Annotated in this window: 18 protein-coding genes; 5 read left to right on the forward strand and 13 right to left on the reverse strand. The window is 66.3% G+C overall.

From position 1 onward, the window contains the following. Nucleotides 1–49: 49 nt before the first annotated feature. Both groES and G5S42_RS26280 read right to left on the reverse strand, forming a co-directional pair. On the reverse strand, nucleotides 50–340 hold the full coding sequence (gene groES / locus G5S42_RS26275; protein WP_008923887.1) for a co-chaperone GroES: 291 nt from the start codon (nucleotides 338–340) through the stop codon (nucleotides 50–52). 371 nt (nucleotides 341–711) lie between these two features. After that, a complete protein-coding gene (locus G5S42_RS26280) occupies nucleotides 712–1,101 on the reverse strand; it encodes a hypothetical protein (RefSeq protein ID WP_176109410.1) in 390 nt (129 codons plus the stop codon). Nucleotides 1,102–1,421: 320 nt separating this feature from the next. Here G5S42_RS26280 and G5S42_RS26285 point away from each other — a divergent pair, with 320 nt between their 5' ends. Next, nucleotides 1,422–2,039, forward strand: coding sequence for a hypothetical protein (locus tag G5S42_RS26285; RefSeq protein ID WP_176109411.1), 618 nt, complete (start codon nucleotides 1,422–1,424; stop codon nucleotides 2,037–2,039). 346 nt (nucleotides 2,040–2,385) lie between these two features. Here the strand turns inward: G5S42_RS26285 and G5S42_RS26290 are convergent, their stop codons facing one another. Then, on the reverse strand, nucleotides 2,386–3,471 hold the full coding sequence (locus G5S42_RS26290; protein WP_176109412.1) for a hypothetical protein: 1,086 nt from the start codon (nucleotides 3,469–3,471) through the stop codon (nucleotides 2,386–2,388). Here G5S42_RS26290 and G5S42_RS26295 point away from each other — a divergent pair. After that, a complete protein-coding gene (locus tag G5S42_RS26295; protein WP_176109413.1) occupies nucleotides 3,446–4,015 on the forward strand; it encodes a hypothetical protein in 570 nt (189 codons plus the stop codon). The genes G5S42_RS26290 and G5S42_RS26295 overlap by 26 nt on opposite strands. Before the next feature lie 104 nt (nucleotides 4,016–4,119). On the opposite strand, the gene G5S42_RS26300 is transcribed toward G5S42_RS26295, so the two are convergent. From G5S42_RS26300 to G5S42_RS26320, 5 genes are all read right to left on the reverse strand, one after another. Next, a complete protein-coding gene (locus G5S42_RS26300; RefSeq protein ID WP_176109414.1) occupies nucleotides 4,120–6,363 on the reverse strand; it encodes a polysaccharide biosynthesis tyrosine autokinase in 2,244 nt (747 codons plus the stop codon). A 49-nt stretch (nucleotides 6,364–6,412) separates the two neighbouring features. Then, nucleotides 6,413–7,555, reverse strand: a complete 1,143-nt coding sequence (locus G5S42_RS26305; RefSeq protein ID WP_176109415.1) for a polysaccharide biosynthesis/export family protein — start codon at nucleotides 7,553–7,555, stop codon at nucleotides 6,413–6,415. A 39-nt stretch (nucleotides 7,556–7,594) separates the two neighbouring features. Beyond that, the gene (locus G5S42_RS26310; protein WP_176109416.1) at nucleotides 7,595–8,980 is read right to left on the reverse strand and encodes an undecaprenyl-phosphate glucose phosphotransferase; all 1,386 of its coding nucleotides are present in this window, start codon (nucleotides 8,978–8,980) and stop codon (nucleotides 7,595–7,597) included. A gap of 53 nt (nucleotides 8,981–9,033) precedes the next feature. Continuing rightward, entirely contained in the window at nucleotides 9,034–10,635 is a 1,602-nt protein-coding gene (locus G5S42_RS26315) for a sugar phosphate nucleotidyltransferase (protein ID WP_176109417.1), read from the reverse strand. A 90-nt stretch (nucleotides 10,636–10,725) separates the two neighbouring features. Next, on the reverse strand, nucleotides 10,726–11,721 hold the full coding sequence (locus tag G5S42_RS26320) for a GlxA family transcriptional regulator (protein ID WP_176110643.1): 996 nt from the start codon (nucleotides 11,719–11,721) through the stop codon (nucleotides 10,726–10,728). An 879-nt stretch (nucleotides 11,722–12,600) separates the two neighbouring features. Here G5S42_RS26320 and G5S42_RS26325 point away from each other — a divergent pair. Further along, nucleotides 12,601–12,750 (forward strand): hypothetical protein, encoded by a 150-nt coding sequence (locus tag G5S42_RS26325; RefSeq protein WP_176109418.1) that lies wholly within the window; start codon nucleotides 12,601–12,603, stop codon nucleotides 12,748–12,750. Here the strand turns inward: G5S42_RS26325 and G5S42_RS26330 are convergent, their stop codons facing one another. From G5S42_RS26330 to G5S42_RS26345, 4 genes are all read right to left on the reverse strand, one after another. Beyond that, the gene (locus tag G5S42_RS26330) at nucleotides 12,751–14,256 is read right to left on the reverse strand and encodes an MFS transporter (protein ID WP_176109419.1); all 1,506 of its coding nucleotides are present in this window, start codon (nucleotides 14,254–14,256) and stop codon (nucleotides 12,751–12,753) included. Between the two features lie 85 nt (nucleotides 14,257–14,341). Beyond that, the gene (locus G5S42_RS26335) at nucleotides 14,342–15,589 is read right to left on the reverse strand and encodes a CaiB/BaiF CoA transferase family protein (protein ID WP_176109420.1); all 1,248 of its coding nucleotides are present in this window, start codon (nucleotides 15,587–15,589) and stop codon (nucleotides 14,342–14,344) included. Then, nucleotides 15,586–16,602: a hydroxymethylglutaryl-CoA lyase gene (locus G5S42_RS26340; protein ID WP_176109421.1), complete on the reverse strand. Its 1,017-nt coding sequence runs from the start codon at nucleotides 16,600–16,602 to the stop codon at nucleotides 15,586–15,588. Before G5S42_RS26340 ends, G5S42_RS26335 begins: the two co-directional genes overlap by 4 nt. 278 nt (nucleotides 16,603–16,880) lie before the next feature. Continuing rightward, nucleotides 16,881–17,774, reverse strand: coding sequence for a LysR family transcriptional regulator (locus tag G5S42_RS26345; protein WP_176109422.1), 894 nt, complete (start codon nucleotides 17,772–17,774; stop codon nucleotides 16,881–16,883). Between the two features lie 214 nt (nucleotides 17,775–17,988). On the opposite strand from G5S42_RS26345, the gene G5S42_RS26350 reads away from it, so the two are divergent. Beyond that, the gene (locus tag G5S42_RS26350) at nucleotides 17,989–18,636 is read left to right on the forward strand and encodes a LysE family translocator (RefSeq protein ID WP_176109423.1); all 648 of its coding nucleotides are present in this window, start codon (nucleotides 17,989–17,991) and stop codon (nucleotides 18,634–18,636) included. Nucleotides 18,637–18,890: 254 nt separating this feature from the next. Then, nucleotides 18,891–19,679, forward strand: coding sequence for a sulfite exporter TauE/SafE family protein (locus tag G5S42_RS26355; protein WP_176109424.1), 789 nt, complete (start codon nucleotides 18,891–18,893; stop codon nucleotides 19,677–19,679). A 45-nt stretch (nucleotides 19,680–19,724) separates the two neighbouring features. Here G5S42_RS26355 and G5S42_RS26360 read toward each other — a convergent pair whose 3' ends face one another. Continuing rightward, complete coding sequence (locus tag G5S42_RS26360) at nucleotides 19,725–19,973, reverse strand: hypothetical protein (RefSeq protein WP_176109425.1); 249 nt, start codon at nucleotides 19,971–19,973, stop codon at nucleotides 19,725–19,727. Nucleotides 19,974–20,077 lie beyond the last annotated feature (104 nt).

Raw genomic sequence — 20,077 nt, forward strand, 5'->3', positions numbered from 1 at the left:
TAACTCCTTGAATACTTTGGATATAACCGGGGAAGTAGCGACTTTGCGCTTACTTCTGCACCACGGCCATGATGTCTTCTTCGCGCATCACCAGCAGTTCGTTGCCGTCGACCTTGACGGTCTGGCCTGCGTACTTGCCGAACAGGACGCGGTCGCCGACCTTCACGTCGAGGGCGATCGCTGCGCCCTTGTCGTCGCGCTTGCCCGGGCCGACTGCGAGGATTTCACCTTGATCCGGCTTTTCTGCTGCGGCTTCGGGGATCACGATGCCCGACGCGGTCTTGGTTTCCTGATCCAGACGCTTGACGATCACGCGATCATGCAAAGGACGAAGGTTCATACATACTCCTCTCTGATTGAGACTGAAGAACGCTGAGAAAACCCGGCTGGACGAGCCAACCGGAGATGTTGTTAGCACTCTCGTGCAGCGAGTGCTAATTATATGGACGGGTAGTGACAAATTCAAGAAGTAGGGAGCAGCGGCGCTGCGGGCGAGGTTTTGCACGACCGGCGCGGTGCCGGCGCGCCGGCGCAATCATGCGTCTGAGCTGCGAACCCGAGCAAAAACAAATACTTGCGGCGAGATTTGCGGCTTGTAGCCGCACGGCGAAGGGGCGCTATCGCAGACAAACAGCAGCCGCGCACCGTACTCGATACCGTCGGATCTGCCATTTCCAGGGAAAACCCCCGTCCGATCGAGCATGGTTCGACTCACTTCTGCGCAGGCGGGCGCAACGCGTTACCTGCCATCCACTTGAGCCGTTCGCAATCGACCTTGATACGCGCGGCGAATTCCTTCGGGTCTCGCTCGCGTAGTGCGTTCATCTGGCTATTGGTGTCGTCGGCGCGATGCCAGCCCGCGTCCCAGTGCTGATCGAAATCGGTCGCTCCGGTCAGCACCTTTCGGAGCCGCTCCTTATAGGCACCGATGCGCTCGGGCGACACGCCGCAAAACGCCTGCGCGAAACTCGCCCGCTCGCCCGCCGTCTCCGCGCTCATGTTGGCGTCGCTCGCGCCGCTCGCGAGCGGCGCGGCGAGCGACAGCATCGACAAACAAAGCGCAGCGCAAAGCGGTCGATAGCGATACGATGGATTCTTCATCTTCGACTCCTGACGATCCTTCGTGGCGACCAGGGATTGTCCCGATCTTCAACGCCGCCTCGCCGATTGTGTCCTGATTGCACTGCACGATGGCGTTTTCACGCGCTATTCGATGCATCGCGCGGCCAAGCCGCGGTGCTACGCTCGTTAAAGCGGCATTCGCGACGTGCCCTTCCGGGGAGCCGTGGCACGAGCACCGCAACGCCACGGCCTATCGGCAGGCCGCGACAGAAGCACGAGCGCCAGGCATCGACAACAAGCTCGAACACGACACGAAATCAAACACAAAAAGGCGAGACATCGCTGCGGGAGTGACTGCGATGGCATTTAAAACATATACCGTACTGACGCTATTGGTGACGAGCACTGCCGCGTTCGCGTGGCGGCCAGTCACCTATCCGATCCGAAGTCAGAGCCCTTACGAGCGCAGCATCGATAACGCGATGTGCTACGCCGAGGCGAACCGCGTGACCGGGGTCAACATGGCCCACGAGTCGCAGATTCCGCCGCGTCATCCGCCGGCGGCCAAAGGTGCGTCGACCGGGATACCGTCGAAACCCCCGCTTCCCCCCAGTTCCTTCTCGGCCACGCCGCTGCCGTGGAACGCGAGCGCGCCCGAAGCCGCGAGCGCGCCGCTCGCCGGCGCGCAAGCGCCTAGCGGCGCAGCGTCGGCGAAGCCCGTGAACGAAGCCGCGAACGGCGCCAGTGCGCCAGGGGCACCGGCCACCGCGACGGCGAATGCACCGCCGAGCGCATCGGCGGCGACACCGGGCGCGAGCGCGGCAGCCGGCGCGTCGGATGGAGCGGGCGCTTCGATGCAGGCCAACGCGGCGTCGAACGTGAAGCTGCCGCCGCTGCCCGCGCCCGAGCCTCCGATGACCCGCTATTGGGCCGCCTACGGCGCGTGCATGCAGGCGCGCGGTTACGTCGTCCAGTAGTTCGGCCGACGCCGCCTGCGAGCGTCGTCGCATTCATTCTTTTTAATGGCGCCGACCTTCGGCGCCAGTGGAGCGACACGGCCATGCCGCGCGACTCGACTTCCGACCAGCCATTTTTCCATCACTGCGCATACTGCGGCGTGCCGCTGCCGGGCCGCTTTTCGCCGTGTCCCGCATGCCATGCGCTGCCGATCGATTCGTTCGATACGGACGACAAGCCCGGCGAGCGCACCGCGCGATCCTGGGCGCTGAGTACATCGCGAGCGCAACTCGACCCGCTGCCAGCGGCCGCGAGCTTGCCCGCGGACCGTGCCTCGCGGCGCTCCGCGCAAACGAAGATGAGCCCCTACGAATTGCTCGACGAGGCCACGTTCGAGCCGGGCGGACGTCGACGGCGGCACCCGCTTGCGCTAACCGCGGCCGCGCTCGCGACGCTCGGCGCCGTGTATATCGGCTTCGTTCTTCTCGACGACGATGCGAGCGTCGACACGCCAGTGACGGTCTTCGGCACAGTGCACCCTGACACGCCTGGGCAAGTCCCTGCGCAGAGCGTTGTGCGGCATGCGGCGCCGTCGGTTGCCGCGGCGCCGACGCCCGCGTCGATCGTCGCGCAAGCGCCGCGTCCCGTGGTCGTCGCGCGGCAGCAACCGGCGAACGTGAGCGCGCCTGTCGCGTCATCGGCGCCGCAGGTCGTGGCGACCGCGCCGAACGTCGCGCCGTCCTCGTCGCCTGTCGTTGCGACCGCGCCAACCTTGGCGCGGTCGTCACCGCCAGTCGTGGCCACCACCTCGACCGTCGCACCATCCTCATCGCCCGTCGTGGCGACCGCGCCAACCGTAGCGCACTCGGCGGCGCCTGTCGCGGCAACCACGCCGACCGGGACGCGCTCGTCACCGCCCGTCGTGGCGACCACGCCGACCGTAGCTCGCGCAGCACCGCCCGTCGTCGCGTCCGCGCCTACCGTGACGCGCTCGTCACCGCCCGTCGTGGCGACCGCGCCGACCGTAGCGCGCTCGGTGCCGCCCGTCGTGGCGACCGCGCCAACCGCGACGCGCTCGTCACCGCCCGTCGTGGCGACCGCGCCAACCGTAGCGCGCTCGGTGCCGCCCGTCGTGGCGACCGCGCCCACCGCGACGCGCTCGTCACCGCCCGTCGTCGCGTCCGCGCCAACCGTAGCGCGCTCGGCACCGCCGGCCGTGGCGACCACGCCGACCGTAGCTCGCGCAGCACCACCCGTCGTCGCGTCCGCGCCCACCGTGACGCGCTCGTCACCGCCCGTCGTGGCGACCGCGCCGACCGTCGTCGCGTCCGCGCCGGCCGTAGCGCATTCGTCACCGCCAGTCGTGGCGACTGCACCCGTCCCGGCCCGACCGTCAACGTCAGTCGTTGCGACCACGCCGACCGTCGTGCCATCGTCTCCACTCGTCGTCACGACCGCACCCACCGCAGCGCCAACCACGAAATCGGGCGCGGGCGTCGCCGCGCCCACGCCGCGCGGTACGGCGGTCGCGTCGATCAACACCAACCACAGCAGCAACACCGACACGTTGGCCGCCCCGCTCACGCTGGCCGACAAGCAGCGCGCCGACGCCGAGCGCAATCTGAAAGCCGCGCGCGGCTATCTGCAACGAGGCAATCTGTCGGCGACCAAAGCGCGCCTGGCCGCGGCCATCACCGCGCAGCCCAACAATCGCGACGCGCGCGGCATGCGCGCCCAGGTCAGCACGCTAGAGCAGCAACGGGACGCGTTGCTGAGTCTCGCGCGCGGCTGTAGCAACGTCGGACGTTGGGAGTGCGCGTCGCACAACGCCAACGAAGCGTTGCGGATCGATTCGAGCAGCAAGGACGCGCAGCGCCTCGTCTCGCTCGCGTCGCACGAATCGGCGTGGCAGACCATCCCGCCGTCGGCGTGGCAGACCGTGGAGCCGCCGGCGGAAGAGTCGCACGCATTGCGCGATCTGTTGCGTCACCACTGAGCTAAGGATTGCGAGGGATCTCGCCAGATGGCGGCACGAGCATGCCGCCAATCACGCCTGCCCGCGCGGCGCCCCCCAAAAGACGCGCTGCGCGGGCGGCCGTGTCAACCGACGATGCTGTCGTAGCCGTAATAGCCGCCCTGATACCCCGAGCCGAGGAACGCGGCTTCCTGCGGCACATCGGTGAGCAGCACGCCGCGCAGGCCGACACCACCGTTACGCAGGCGTTTGGCGGTCTCGATGATCTCGTGCAGCGGCTGACGCCCATGCCGCACGACCAGCAGCGACGTCGCCGCGTATTTGCCGATCAGCGTCGAATCGGTCACGGCGAGCACCGGCGGCGTATCGATGATCACGACGTCGTATTGCGGCTTCAGCACCTCGAGCATAGCCTCGAAGCGTCGGCTCATCAGCAGTTCGGCCGGGTGCGAGGGGAGCGTGCCTTTCGCGAGCACGTCGAGGCCCGGCAGCACGTCGCGCTGGATCATCGCGTTGAGATCGCCGCCGCACAGCACGTCGGACAGTCCCGGCCGATGACTGACGCCGAAATGGGAATGCACGTCGCCGCGCCGCATGTCACCGTCGATGATCAGCACGCGTTTGTTTGCCGACGCGACCAGCGTCGCCAGATTCACCGACAGAAACGACTTGCCCGCATCGGGCCGCGACCCGGTGATCATCACGACGTTGTTGGCCGCATGATCGAGCGACAACTGCAGCGACGTGCGCAGATTGCGCACGCCCTCCACCGCGAGATCCTCAGGCGCCTGCTGCGCGAGCACATGCTGCCCGCGCTGGCGCAATGACACCTTTTCCTGCAGACGCAATTGCGTCTGGCTGCGCGGCACCACCGCGAATACCGGCACGCCGAGCATCCCCTCGAGTTCGTCCGGGCGCTCCACGCCGCCGCGCATCGCGCGCTTCAGGAACACCAGCAGCAAGCCGAGCACGAGGCCGGCGCCGAGCGACATCAAAATCACCAGCATGCGCTTCGGCCGCACCGGATCGTCGGGCGTTTCGGCGAAATCCACCACGCGCACGCCGCCCACCTGCCCGGCCTGCGCCACCCGCAGCCGCTGCACGCTGTTGAGCAGGTTCGTGTAGAGATCGGTGTTCACGTGCACGTCGCGCTGCAGACGCAACGCGGTCTGCTCGGTGTCCGGCATCGTCGAGACGCTGCGGTTCATCGTGCTCTGCGCGCCCTGCAATGCGGCGATCTGCGCATCGAGCGCGGCGACCGTCGGATGGTTCGGCGTGAACTTCTGCAATAGCTCCGCGCGCTGCTGCTGCAGATCGAGCAGCTTCGTCTTGTTGTCGACGATCTGCTGCAGCAGCAGCTTGCTTTCTTCGCCGAGATCGACGGTGCCATGGGTATTGCGGAACTTGCCGTAGCGTTCTTCCGCATCGTCGAGCGCCTTGCGCGCGGCGGGCAGTTGCTGCTCGAGATATGCGAGCGTGTGATCGGACTCGCTCGAACGGCTCGCCAGATCCTGGCGCACGAACTGGCGCGCCACGTTGTTGACGATCGCCGCGGTCAGCGCCGGGTCGGCGCCTTCGAGGCTCACGCGGATCACGCCGGAGTCCTCGGCCGTCTCCTGCACGACCATCGTCTTCGCCAGACGCTCCACCGTGCCGAGCGTCGAAGCGCGCGTCAGTTCGAAACGCGAGCCCGGCGCGCCGACCAGTGTGTCGACGTGCAGCGTGATCGGCCCGACCGCGGTATCGGTCTGCACGGTCTCGCCGACGCGCCCTGACAGAATCGCGCTGCCGTGAGGATCGCGCAGCATGAAGGTGTTGCCGGCGCCCGCAACCAGCGTGAAGGTCTCGCCGTACAGGTCCTTCGACACGTCGAAGCGCGACACCGCGATGCTCTCGTTGCCCCACGCGAATCCGCGCAGGTTGATGAACGACGGCAGCCGGAACCACCAGTGCCCGTTCACGAGTCCCGCGATCCTGCTGCCGATCACCGGCAGATAACGCGGCTTCGCCGTGATGTCGAGGTGCAGCGCGCGGACCGCTTCCTCGGTGACGAGACGCGACTTCAAAAGCTCGATCTGCGCCGCGGTCGACGGCTTCGAATCGTACGCGCCGGGAAGCGGCGATGCCGCATCCCGGCCGTTCGCATTGACGTTCGCCGCGTTCGCCGTCCGGTCCTGAACGTGAAACAGCACGTCCGAACGATAGACCGGCGGCGTGAGGAACGCGTATGCGCTACCGAGCGCGAGCGCGATCAGCGTCACGATGAGGATCGTGCGCCAACCGCGCACGATCGTGCGCACGTAGTCCGACAGATGCAACTGCCCCGGTTCATACACGCCGGCGTAGCGATTTTCGTAATTGATTGCCATGTTTTCACCCAACAAGGCCTGCCGGTTCAGATATCGCGTCACGCCTGCGTTACTTCGACACGACGACTCCCGTCACCGCCGCGTTGATCGCCGGCAACAGCAGGTTCAGCACGCGGTTGAAGCGAACGAGACCGCCCTGGCCGACGTACACGATGTCCTTCGGCTGCAGCTCGAACTGGTTCGCGAGCAGCATCGCCACCGGCGAAGTCGCATCGAGGTGATAGATCTGCGGCGACTCGCTGGTCGAATTGCGGATCACGAACAGTTGCTGCCCCGAGGCCGTGTTCGAGTCGAAGCTGCCGCCGTCCGAGATCGCCTGCGACAGCGTCAGCGAGCCGTTGCGCAGCGGCAGCACCGTGGCCGGCTTGTTGACTTCGCCCATCACGTAGACGCCGCTGTCTTCGCGCGCGTTCACGCGCACGGTATCGCCCGGCTGCAGATAGATTTCCGACGGATTGCGGCCGCGTTTGACGAGGTCGTCGATGTTCAGCCTATAGGTCGTGCCGTTGCGGATCAGATCGACGCGGCTGCGATCCGCGGTCGTGGTGAAGCCGCCGCCCAGGCCGATCGCGTTCGTCAGCGACATCGGGACGTCGTTGATCGATTGCGTGCCCGGCGTGCGCACTTCGCCATCGACATACACCGTCGCGTTACGGAACGACGCGACGCGCACCGTTATCTCAGGCTTCTGGTACACCTTGCTCAAACGCTGATTCAATTCGCGCTGGATCTGCGAGACGGTCTTGCCCACGACGTGCAGTGTGCCCGCATACGGAAACTGGATGTCGCCGGTTTCATCGATCAGGAAGCCCGGCATCGCATCGCTAGGGCGCGAATTGCTCGGCGGCTGGCCAAGAGCGGCCGCGAGTTCCGGGTGATCCCACACGACGATCTGCAGCACGTCGCCAGGGCCCAGCTTGTACGGCGCCGGCTTGCCGAACAGCCCCGCCGTCTCCGGCGGCAGTTGGGAAGCCTTCTGATCGGCACCTATCTTCTTCAGCAGTTCCAGATTGATATCGGTGATCGGAATCTGCTTCTGCTGCGAAGCTTCGGTACTGAATTCGCCACCCGTGTCCTGAATCCCGGCCGGCGTGATCATCCGTTGTCCCGGCACGATTTGGCATCCGGAAAGCAATACTGCTGCACTAGCGAAAACCACAAGACTTCCTGTGCGAAAACCAAGTGAGCTCATGATCTTTACTCCTTCGCCCCGAGGCGTTGTTATGACTTTCTAATAAGCGTTTCGATGCACCAGTCCGGCGACAATCGTCGCGCCGATGATCCGCATATCGAGTGCGAACGACCAGTGACCCAGGTAGTACAGGTCATGTTCGACGCGACGCTCCATCTTCTCGATGCGGTCGGTTTCGCCACGGAAGCCGTTGATCTGCGCCCAGCCCGTGATTCCCGGTTTGATCCGGTAGCGATTGATATAGCCCGCGACCACCTTCTGATAGAGGTCGTCGTGCTCGAGCGCATGGGGACGCGGTCCTACGACCGACATGTCGCCACGCAACACGTTGAAAAATTGCGGCAGCTCGTCGAGGCTCGTGCGGCGCAAAAACGCGCCCACTTTCGTCACGCGCTTGTCGTTGCGCGTCGCCTGGCTCAAGGTGCCCTTCGCTTCGGTATGCACGCGCATCGAGCGGAACTTGTAGATCGTAAACACGCGGCCGTCCGCGCCCTTGCGCTTCTGTTTGAACAGCACCGGTCCACGCGACGAGAGCTTCACCGCGATCGCGATGCAAACGAGCAGCGGCGCGAGGGCCACGATCGCGGTCGCCGCGAACAGCCGGTCGAAAATTTCCTTCTTCAGCATCGCGTTGGCCGACAGCGGCGAGGCGACCAGATTGATCGCCGGCACGCCGAGCAGATCGACCACGCCGCTGCCTTCGAACAGCGCATGGCTGCGCACGTCCGGCATGAAGCGGATATTCACGAGGTCGTCGCGGAACTCGTCGATCAGCGCGCAGATCAGCGGCTCTTCGGACAGCGACAGCATCAGCCATAGCTCGTGCACGTCGTTGCTGCGGATGTAGTCGGCCAGCAGATCGACGCGATCGAACACCGGCACGCGCGGATTCGTGACGCCAGAGTCGTCCGGGCGCGTGTTGTAGACGGCGGTCGCGCGAAAGCCCGCGCTCGGCGCCGACTCGATGCGACGCAGGATCGCATCGCACTGCGAGCCGCTGCCGACGATCGCGACCTGATGCAGGTTCATGCCCGCGCCGCGCGCCCGCGCGAGCACCGCGTGCGTAATCACCCGATTCGCGATCAGCAGGCCGCCCGTCGTCGCCGTCCAGTACGAGAACCACAGCCGCGACACGATATCGATGCGATGCAGCGAGTACATCAGCACGAGCGCGCAGGCCTGCACGATCAGCCACGCGAGCGACACCTGCCCGGCGAGCCCGAGCTTCGAGCGGCCGCGCCATGATTCATATACCCCGAACGCGGGGAAGATCGCGAGCGCGAACGCAGCCGAAAACATCACCAGCGCCCAGTAGAAACCCGACTGGCCGAGATAGTCGAAGCGAATCCGTGACGCCACGGTCGCGCCCGCCAATACCAAAGCGACATCGAAAATCCGCGCGAGCAGATCCTGAAACTTGCGCATTGTCCTTACCTCGTTCTGCCTTCCTGTACGCAAAAAGGGTGTGCATGGGCTGCCTACGGGCAGCGGCCGTAGTTGTCGTCGAACCTCACGATGTCGTCTTCGCCGAGATAGGTACCCGACTGAATTTCGATGATTTCAAGCGGCACCCTGCCCGGGTTTTCGAGCCGGTGACGCGTGCCGAGCGGAATATAGGTCGATTCGTTTTCGCTGAGCAGGAACTGCTCTTCGCCGCGCGTGACGAGCGCGGTGCCGCGCACGACCACCCAATGCTCGGCGCGATGATGATGCAGTTGCAATGACAGCTTCGCGCCGGGCGTCACGACGATGCGCTTGACCTGGAAGCGCTCGCCGCGATCGATCGAATCGTAGAAGCCCCACGGGCGCCGCACCTTGCGATGCGCGTCGGCCTCCGGCGCGTGCTGCGCCTTGATGCGCGACACGAGCCCCTTGACGTCCTGCACATGCGAGCGGTCCACCACGAGCACCGCGTCGGCGGTCTCGACCACGACGACGTTGGCGGTGCCGACGCACGCGACCAGCCGCCCTTCCGAATGCGCATAGCAGGACACCGCGCCTTCGAACGTCACGCGCCCGCGCCCGGCGTTGCCGTTCGGGTCCTTCTCCATCGCGGCCCATACCGCGTCCCACGAGCCGAGGTCGGACCAGCCGGCTTCGAGCGGGATCACGACGCCGGGCGGCATGACCGCGGCCGGGTTTCGAGCTTGCGTCTCGCTCTGCGCCGCGCCTTGCGTTTCGGCGTTGCTCGCGCTGTCGCCTTCTGCCGGCGGCGGTTCGGTCAGACGCTCCATCACCGCGTAGTCGATCGAATCGGCGGGCACGTCGAGGAACGTGTCGTGCGACGGCCGGAACACGTCGCCGTCCTGCTTGCCGCTCGCGAACGCGCTCGTGCACGGCGCATGCATGTCGGGCCGCAGCGACGCGAGCGTGTCGAGCCACACGCGCGCACGCACGATGAAGATGCCGCTATTCCACCAATAGGTGCCCGCGCTCAGGTATTGCCGCGCGATTTCCTCGGCGGGCTTCTCGACGAAACCGTCGATCGCGTGGCCGCCGGCGGCCAATGCCGCGCCGATGCGGATATAGCCGAAGCCGGTGTCGGGACGCGTCGGCGGCACGCCGAGCGTCGCGATCGCGCCCTCGCTCGCGTGGTGCGCCGCGCACGCCAGCGCGCGCTGCAGCGCGGGCACGTCCGCGATCGCGTGATCGGCCGGCATCACGATCAGGATCGCGTCGTCGCCGGCGGCGCACGCGAGCGATGCCGCGAGTGTCAGCGCCGGCGCCGTGTCGCGGCGCGCGGGTTCGACGATCAGACGCGCGTCGACGCCGTTTTCATGCAACTGTTCGGCGATCACGAAGCGATGCTCCTCGCCGCACACGACGATCGGCGATGCGTCGACGCTCCAGCCCGCCGGGAAGCCCTCGAGCCGCCGCGCGGTCGCCTGCAGCAGCGAGTCGGAGCCGACCACGTCGATCAGCTGCTTCGGAAAGTTTTCGCGCGACACCGGCCAAAGCCGCGTGCCCGAGCCACCCGCGAGAATGACCGGGACGATGTGCGCGCAGCGCGCGCCAGCAACCCCGGCGCTTGCGCCGTTCGGCTCGACGGATCGGGCGCTCACACCTGCCTGCGTCAACATATCGGGAATCCTTATCGGTCTGCAAGGTACAACGAACAACGGACCCGTCCCCGCCTGCACTGCGCGGTGACCGGGTTGGCTCCGCCGGTGCTACTCGCCCGCCATGCGGCGGCTCTGAATCCTGAACTCGGTCGGCGAAATCCTCATTCGCTTGCGAAACACTTTCGCGAGCCGATCGCCGTTGCCCATCCCGGTTCGACGGGCGATCTTGTCGACCGGCAATTCCGATTCGGTCAACAGGCTGCACGTCACCGCGAGGCGCTCGTGCAACAGGAAACTCGACGGCGTAATACCCATTTCCATCTTGAAGCGGCGCAGAAAGTTGCGCTCGCTCATCGCCGCGAACTGCGCGGCATCCGCAATCGAAATCGCCTGCTGGCAGTTTTCCTGCAGCCAGCGCGCCGCCGCGCGAACCTTGTCGCCGGGACTCATGCCGCCGTCCTCGCCGAGCAGCGGCGCGAGGTTCGTGCACGAGTCCGACAGCAGCCGTTCGGCTGCCGAGCGTGCGGTCGCGTTGCCAAGATCGCGCTTGATCATCGCGAGCGCGCTGCGCATCGCTTCCAGCCGGTCGCTCAGTTCGACGGCACCCTGCTCTGCCGAACCCGTACCATTCCTGGCCACAGTTGGCTGGCGCAGGTCGCTCGCATCCTTGTCCTCGGGCAGCGCCGCCGCGTCGAGCACCGCGCGCCCTTCGGCGATCGAGCGGATCATCGCGGTGTTGCGACGCACCCGCCGCAGCCATCCGAGCACACGCTCATCGCGCGCTGCGGACGCCGCGCCCTTGCCGCCCGCCACATAGAGCGCATCGAAGCCGACGTAATGGCGCGCGTCGAGTCCGTCGGTCCATACGCGCAACCCCGACGACGAACTCACCATGCCGCCGTCGGCGGATAAAAACGATACGTCGTACAGCCACGCGCCCGAACCAGAAGTGGAGAGTTCGTTGGCAGCCTGGAACACCTCGGCGATAACTCCCGCTCCTTGCAGCGAGCAGTCGTTGAACAACAGAATCGCGACACGACGCACGCCCTTGTTCGGCGCATGCACCCAGCGCAGCATTGCAGACTCGAGACTCGCGCAGGTCATAGTCATCCTCTCGACAGAAAACGATCAACTACACCTTTGACGATCACGCGCAATGCGAACTCCGCGCAGTGCATCATAGCGACGACCTCCGACGCTCTGCCGCCATGTCCGAAAGTGCAGACATATTGGCGCTATGACCACATGATCGGCCAGTGCAATTCGGCTCAATACCGAAGCGACCGTCTTTTCAATGGATTAATCGTCTATCCGCATATGGTTGAATATGCACTCGTGAATCTTAAAGCAATTTGAAAAATGAATGCGTACGCCAGCGCACACTGTGGGGCTACTCGAAAAACGGCGCACCTCCGCTTTATTCACCCACTGGCGCGTATTTTAAAAGCGATTTTTTGCTGGGATCCGCCGACGATGAGTGGAATGCACCCCACCCCCTTGGCAAGCCCAGCTTCATCGGCAAGCTGCGCTGACCATCGGTGCAAGCGCCGCGCGACCGCCCATTTCCACCGTCCAATACAGGCACTCAACGCGCCAGAATAGATTATTTAAATCATTTTTATTGGCGGTTGGAATATAAACATGGCGATTAACGTTTCAGACCTGAAACATTGATATCCGACAACTTTAGCGTCACCGCAATAGGCGGGCCAATGGCGGAATACATCGGGTGCGACCGGGTGCATTTCCGCCAACCGATTGCGGAAAGGCACTATGCGGTTCTTCGCAAGGATGGTCGCGGACAGCGAACGAAGCCCGCTTCGCGGTACGCAACGAAGGTGACACCCATCCAGAACGCGCCGCGTAATGGCACGCTGCGACGATAGTTCGGCGTCGCCTGACAGGCTTACGGCGGGCAAGCGCACATAGAAATGATGTTGAACGGGCTACGATGCCCCCGACAAACGCGCTGGAACCGCACACATGAACGGCATTTCATGGATCACGCTGATACTTGCCACGATGATCGGCGGGTTCCTGTTCGCCATGATCGGCGTCGTGCTGCTCGCGCTGCTGCTCGGCAACGTGTCGGACCGGCTGTCGAGCAACGACGAGACTCGCCAGGACTCCTAGCTACTTCGAAAGATCCTCGAGCGCGACATCGCGCGTCTTCGGCCCCAGCGTACCGATCGCGACCATGACGATCGCCATCGCCCCCGAGATGAACACGAACACGCCGTTCACGCCGAAGCGGCCGAGGCAGGCGGCGATCGCGAACGCCGAGAACATCGCCGAAATCCGGCTCCACGAATAAACGAAGCCGACCGCGCGCGCGCGGATGCCGGTCGGAAACAGCTCGGCCTGATACGCGTGATAGCTGTACGAAATGATGTTGCCCGCGAGCACGAGGCACACGCCGAGACTCACGAGCAGCACCGTCTCGCGCGCCTGGCTGAACGCGAGTCCGCACACGACGTTGACCGCCGCCATGCAGATGATGACGCTCTTGCGCTCGAAGCGATCGGCGATCAGCAATCCCAGCAACGGACCGAGCGGCGCCGCGATCGCGATGATGCTCGCGTACATCAGACTCGTCGTCACCGTGACGCCCTGCTTGATCAGCAGCGTCGGAATCCAGTTCGCGAAGCCGTAGTAGCCCATCGTCTGGAACACGTGAAAGATGATCAGCATCAGCGTGCGCTTACGATACGGCGGCACCAGCAGATCGCGAAACGCCGCCCGCGCGCGCACCGGTTCGGGCAGCGCGGGCTCGGGCAACGGCAGGCCGCATTGGCGCTGGTACTCGCGCGCGACGCGTGCTTCGAGACGCGTCATCACCGCGTCGGCTTCTTCGAGGCGGCCCTTTTGCGCGAGCCAGCGCGGGCTCTCCGGCAAACCTCTGCGAATCCACCACACGACGATCGCGCCAATCGCGCCGATCAGCACGACCACACGCCAGCCATCGAGACCGAACACCCGTTGCGGCACCAGCAGATACGACAGGAACGCGACGATCGGCACCGCGCAGAAGCCGACCGCCTGCGAACACGCCGAAGCGCGCCCGCGAATGTGCTTCGGCACGAGCTCGGAGATATACGTGCCGATCGTGACGATCTCGACGCCGATGCCGATGCCCGCGATAAAGCGCCAGCAGTTCAAGCCGAGCGCCGTGTGCTGGAACGCCATCACGACGTTGGCCGCCGTATACCACAGCAGCGACCACGTGAAGATTGCGCGGCGGCCGAAGCGGTCGGCGAGAAAGCCGCACGCCGCCGTGCCGATGAACAGGCCCGCGAACAGCGCGGCGATGAAACTCGCGACGCCGCTCGTGCCGAACAGCCCGCGCGTCGTGGCCGTGAGCAGCCCGCTATGCACGAGCCCCGGCGCGATGTAGCCGGAGTACATCAGGTCGTAGAGTTCGAAGAACATGCCGAAGCTCAGCAGCATCACGAGCTGCCAGATCGTGCGGGTCGCGGGCAGCCGGTCGAGCCGCGCGGAAATCCGCGCGCCATCGAGCGCGATCGCGCCGGCGCGGCCCGCCGCTGCCGCACCGGCGCCCGCGTCCGTGGGTGAGCCATCGAGCGCGCCGGCCGCTTCGCCGAGCGCAGTGGCGTACATCGCCTGATTCGACGATTTCATCGTCTGTCTCCAGAGTTTTTGGTCTATTGCCCGTTGCAACGGGTGCGGCGCGGCACGGCCCTCGTGCAGCCGCTCGTGCAGCCGCTCACGCAGCCGCGCGCGGCTCCCGCGATTGCACGCCACCGCTCAGCTCCGCGATCCGCGCCTCGTCGAAGCCGAGTTCGCGCAGCACGTCGACGGTGTGCTCGCCGATCTTCGCGATGGGCTGGCGCGGTCCGAGACGCGCACCGTCGAGCGAAATCGGCAGCAATGGCATCGCGGTTTCGCTGCCGTCGTCGAGCGTCAACGGCACGAGACCGCCGCTCGCGTTCAGGTGCGGGTCGTCGAACAGCTCTTCGGGCTTCGTGATCGACGCGAACGGAATGTGATTGCGCTCGAACAGCGGCACGAGCGTCGCGCCGTCGAAACGGCTCAGGCTTTCGCCGAGCGTCGGCAGCAGCCAGCCGCGCGCGAGCACGCGGTCGTTGTTGGTCGCGAGGCGCGCATCGGCGAGCAGATCGTCGCGCTCGAGAATCGCGCACAGCGCGCGCCACTGCGCGTCGCCGGTCGCGGCGATGAACATCTGCTCGCCGTGCGCGAGCGTGAACACGTCGTAGACGGCCCAGGCGCTGATGCGCTCGGGCATCGGCGCTGCGGCCACGCCGGTGGCCGCGAACTGCTGCATGTGCTGCGCACTCAGCAGCACGCAGTTCTCGAACAGCGCGCTCTGCACCTCCTTGCCGCGGCCGCTCGTGTGCCGCTCGTGCAGCGCGGCCAGCACCCCGATCGCGCCGAACATGCCGCCCATGATGTCGTTGACCGAGCTGCCCGCGCGCAGCGGACGGCCCACCGGCCCGGTCATGTACGCGAGGCCCGCCATCATCTGCACGACTTCGTCGAGCGCCAGACGATGTTCGTACGGACCACTGAGAAAGCCCTTGTGCGACACGTAGATCAGCTTCGGATTGCGCTCGCGCAGCGTCGCGTAGTCGAGGCCGAGATTCGCCATGCGGCCGGGTTTGAAGTTTTCGACGAAGACGTCGGCGCTATCGACCAGTTGCTTCAGCGCGGCGAGACCGGCTTCGCTGTCGAGATCGAGCGCGACGCTCTTCTTGTTGCGATTGAAGGTGCGGAAAAACCCCGCGCCGGTGCCGAGCAGCCGGCGTGTGCTGTCGCCACGCGGCGGCTCGACCTTGATCACTTCGGCGCCGAGGTCGCCGAGGATCATGCCGCAGGTCGGGCCCATCACCATATGCGACAACTCGATCACGCGGATGCCCGCGAGCGGCAACGTGCCCGGCTGCGGCGAAGACGTCGAAGACGAAGCTGAGGTAGCGGAGGAAAGCGGAGTCATTGCGGCACCTGCGGAGCGGAAGAATGGGAATAACGCAAAAATTCGGAGGAGCCCGCGGATTCGCGCGCGGTCGGTTGCCCATGCGCGAACTGCTTCGGCAATCCCGCTCGCGCGAGATAGCCATACAGCGGCTCGCCCGGCAGCGCTTGCGCGAGCACCGCGCGCGAGGCGAGCAGCCGCGTGATGTCGATGCCGGTGTCGTAGCCCATGCTGTCGAGCATGAAGACGAGGTCTTCGGTATTGACGTTGCCGGTCGCGCCCGGCGCATGCGGACAGCCGCCGAGACCGGCCAGCGACGCATCGAATTCGCGAATCCCGTGCTGCAGCGCGACCAGTGTGTTGGCAAGACCGAGGCCGCGCGTGTCGTGGAAGTGCAGCGAGCGGAGCCTGTCGCCCGCGAGGTCGCGCACCAGCTCGATCACCTCGCCGACCTGGCGCGGCGTCGCCTCGCCGGTCGTGTCACCGAGCGCGATCACGTCGGCGCCGGCCTGCACCGCGGCGCGCGCGATCGCGGCGATATCCGCGTACGGCACCGCGCCTTGCAGCGTGCAGCCGAACACCGTCGACAAACCGGCGATCAACTCGACGCGACGCCCACCCGCCGAAGTCGCGCGATCGATCAGTTCACGCATCGCGGCGAACGCGTCGATCATCTCGGCGGGCGTCTTGCGCACGTTCGCGACGCTATGCGCGACGCTCACCGAAATCGGCGCGACGATGCGCTCTACGCCGGCATCGAGCGCGCGCTGCGCGCCCTTCAGGTTCGGCACGAGCGCCGTGACGCTCAGATCGTCATAGCTACGGGCGTGGGCGACTACTGCGGCGGCGTCGGCCATTTGCGGCAGCAGCTTCGCCGGCACGAATGACGCGACTTCCATATGACGCACGCCGGCCGCGTAGGCGGCGTCGATCCAGCGGCGCTTGTCGTCGGTGGACATGATGCGGGCAATGCTTTGCAGACCGTCGCGCAGACCGACTTCGGTCACGACGACGCGCTCGCGGGTGTCATTCATCGGTTTGAATCCTGTTCGTGGACGCGGGCTTCGGACGCCCGTTGGATAGAAGTGATGCCCTAACTGGATCACAGCGTGCTCGCGCGCAGACGCGCGGCAAAGTCTGCATTGACGACGCCCGCCATCGCCGCTCGCGATGGCCGCTCAGGCCGATAGGGCGGGCTTTGGCGCTCGCCTGGGTGAAATGCTTAGGGGTTTGTGTGGAGAGGTGGCGAAGGGCGTCGCCGGGGGGAGCTGAGAGGGACTGCCGGTGCGAGAGACCAGGTGCGTCTCCCGTCTTACCTGGCGTCCAACAGATGCTCGAGCAAGCGCGCCGCCGCCAGCGTCAACGCCGCGCGATCGCGCATGCAAATAACGAAGCGCCGCTCGGCCCACGCGTCGCGCAATGGCACGGCGACGATGCCGTACTCGTTGGCGGCATGGCGCGGCAATGCCTCGCGCGGCAGAATCGCGACCGCGAGACCCGCCTGGATGAAGCGGTAGGCGGCATCGAACGTCGATACATAGGTGCGGTAGTTCAACTCGCTGCCCTTCTCCAGCGCGATGCGCTGCATCAGCGCGTTGACCGACGCATTGGAGGCGAGCCCCAGATGATCGAATCCGAGCGTCTGTTCGAAGCCGACCTGCGTCTCGCCCGCGAGCGGATGCGCGCGCGGCACGATCAGCGCCAGATGGTCGGCGCGATACGGCAGCGTGTCGAGACTGCCGAGCGGCACCGTGTCGCGACAGATGCCCAGATCGGCGACGCCCTCTTCGAGCCCGCGCACGATGTCCGCGCTGACGCGCTCCTCGACATCTACCCGAATCGCCGGATTCGCCTGCAAAAACGCGGACAACGCCTCGGGCAAGAACTCCACCATCGACGACACGTTCGCCAGCACCCGCACATGGCCGCGCGCGCCGGCCGCGTATTCACTGAGCTCGGCCTGCAAGCGTTCGTGGCCGCGCATGATGAGCCGCGCGTGGCGCAACAGCGCTTCGCCCGCGGCGGTCGCGCGCACGCCGCGCTGGCTGCGCGACAGCAGTGCAACATCGACGAGCGCTTCGAGATCGGCGAGCCGCTTGCTGACCGCCGACGGCGCGATGAACTCGCGCTCGGCCGCGCGCGCGATCGTGCCTTCCTCGCACACGGCGATGAACAAGCGCAGCGTGACCTGATCGATTTGCCACATCGGCGAAGCGGATTTGGGAGTTGGGAATGGGGAATTATGCCCTGACGACGGCGGGCGCTGACGAGCAGTCACCCAGCCATGCGTTTCGCCCTTGCCCGAGCTTGCCCGCGATTTGCGGTCTGGCTATGCTGACGGGTGCGTCGGCTACCCGCGGACGACCGGGCCGCGCCTGCACCGCACACTCCAACCAGAACAACCGCTCGAGAACCTGCTCATGTCCACCACCAGTCTGTTTTTCACCGCCGCCGGCGTCGGCCTCGCGATCGCCGCGCCGGTCGGCCCGATGGGCATGCTGTGCATCCGCCGCACGCTGACCGGCGGCCCGCGCGCGGGACTTGCGATCGGCTTCGGCATCGCGAGCGGCGACGCGGCCTACGGGCTGATCGCCGCGCTCGGCCTCGTCGGCATTTCGCAGTTCATGCTCGCGTACGACCGCCCGCTGCATCTGCTCGCCGGCCTGTTCCTGCTGTATCTCGGCGTGCGCGCGCTGCTGCAGAAGCCGCCCGCTGAAAGCGCCGGCGCCAACGGCAACGGCAATGGCAAGCTCGCGCAGATCGGCCGCGCCGGCGCGCTGCGTGCGTACGCGAGCGCGCTGCTGCTGACGCTGACCAATCCGCAGACCATCATCATGTTCGCGGCGCTGTTCACGACGCTCGCACCGCGCGGCGCGTTCTCGCCGGCCATCGCGCTGACGACGGTCGGCGGCGTGTTCGCCGGCTCGATCGCGTGGTGGTGCTGTCTGGTGACGATGGTGTCGCTCGCGCGTCATGCGATCGGCAGCAGGCTGCGCCATGCGATCGATCGCGTGGTCGGCCTGATGCTCGCGGCGTTCGGCGTCGTCGAAATCCGCCGCGCGCTCTGAGCGGCGCTTCGCACGCGATGCGGCGCATCCGCGCCGCACCCGCCGAACGCAGCGCGCTGCCAGCCGCGACGCGCTCCCCTGAGTAAGTGCCGCACGCGGGCGCGGCAGTTTTGCGACAATAGCGCCTTTCGCCGCTCAGGCGCCGGCCGACGCGGCCGTGCAGCACACCGCACACCGCCGCCGCCAGCCGCCCCGGCGCGTCCGCCGGCCTTGCCGCCCAACCCTTCACCCGCGCTGCGTCAGCTGTCCGTTCAATGGCACTCCCCCACATCGATCTGCTGTACTCCGTCTCTGGCCTGTTCGTCGGCTTTCTGGTCGGGCTGACGGGCGTCGGCGGCGGCTCGCTGATGACGCCGATCCTCGTCCTGCTATTCAACGTGCACCCTGCCACCGCGGTCGGCACCGACCTGCTGTACGCGGCCGCCACCAAGGCGACCGGCACGCTGGTGCACGGCCTGAAGGGCTCGGTCGACTGGCAGATCACGCTGCGCCTCGCGGCCGGCAGCGTGCCCGCGGCCACCATCACGCTGATCCTGCTGCATCGCTACGGGATGGACACGCCGGGCGCGGGCCGGCTGATCCAGGTCGTGCTCGGCGCGGCGCTGCTGGTTACCGCGATCGCGCTGGTGTTCCGTCCGCAGCTTGCGGCGCTCGGCGCGCGCAAGCTACGCGCGCCGAGCCAGGGGCGCACGCTCGCGCTGACGATGCTGACCGGCGCGATCCTCGGTACGCTGGTGTCGCTGACGTCGGTGGGCGCGGGCGCGATCGGCGTGACGGTGTTGCTGCTGCTGTATCCGCTGCTGCCGACGACACGCATCGTCGGCTCCGACATCGCGCACGCGGTCCCGCTGACCTTGCTCGCGGGCGCCGGACATTGGCTGCTCGGCTCGATCGACTGGTCGATGCTGCTGTCGCTGCTGGTGGGATCGCTGCCCGGCATCGCAATCGGCAGCTATCTGGCGTCGCGCGCGCCGGAAGTACTGCTGCGCAATCTGCTCGCGGCGACGCTGACGCTGGTCGGCGTGCGGCTGGTGTTGTCGTGAGCCGCCCGCTGAAGACGCGTCAAGCGCACACGCCGCGAGCGCTGTCTATTTGAAAAACCGGCTGGTCAGATCCGCCTCGAACTGCCGGACCCACTGACCGTGGCCGTCGCGATACGACCGTGACCAGTCGACACGCCGCACGGTGACGACCCGCTCGTGCGCGGGCTCACCGGGTGCCGCGCTCGCGCTGATGTCGAAATGCGCGGGCGCGAAACCGTGTCTTGCGCACACCAGTTCGAATGCCGCGCGATCGCCGATCGGCAGATCGATGTAGCGAAACTGCGTGGTTTGCATGAGCTTGGCTCCCCGTTCCCTCTTCGTCACAGTACCCCGCGCGATGCATCGGTAATGTGCCGCAGCGCACGAAGCAGGGACAGGCGCGCCTCGATCAGCACCTG

The organism is Paraburkholderia youngii (assembly GCF_013366925.1).
Lineage (GTDB): Bacteria > Pseudomonadota > Gammaproteobacteria > Burkholderiales > Burkholderiaceae > Paraburkholderia > Paraburkholderia youngii.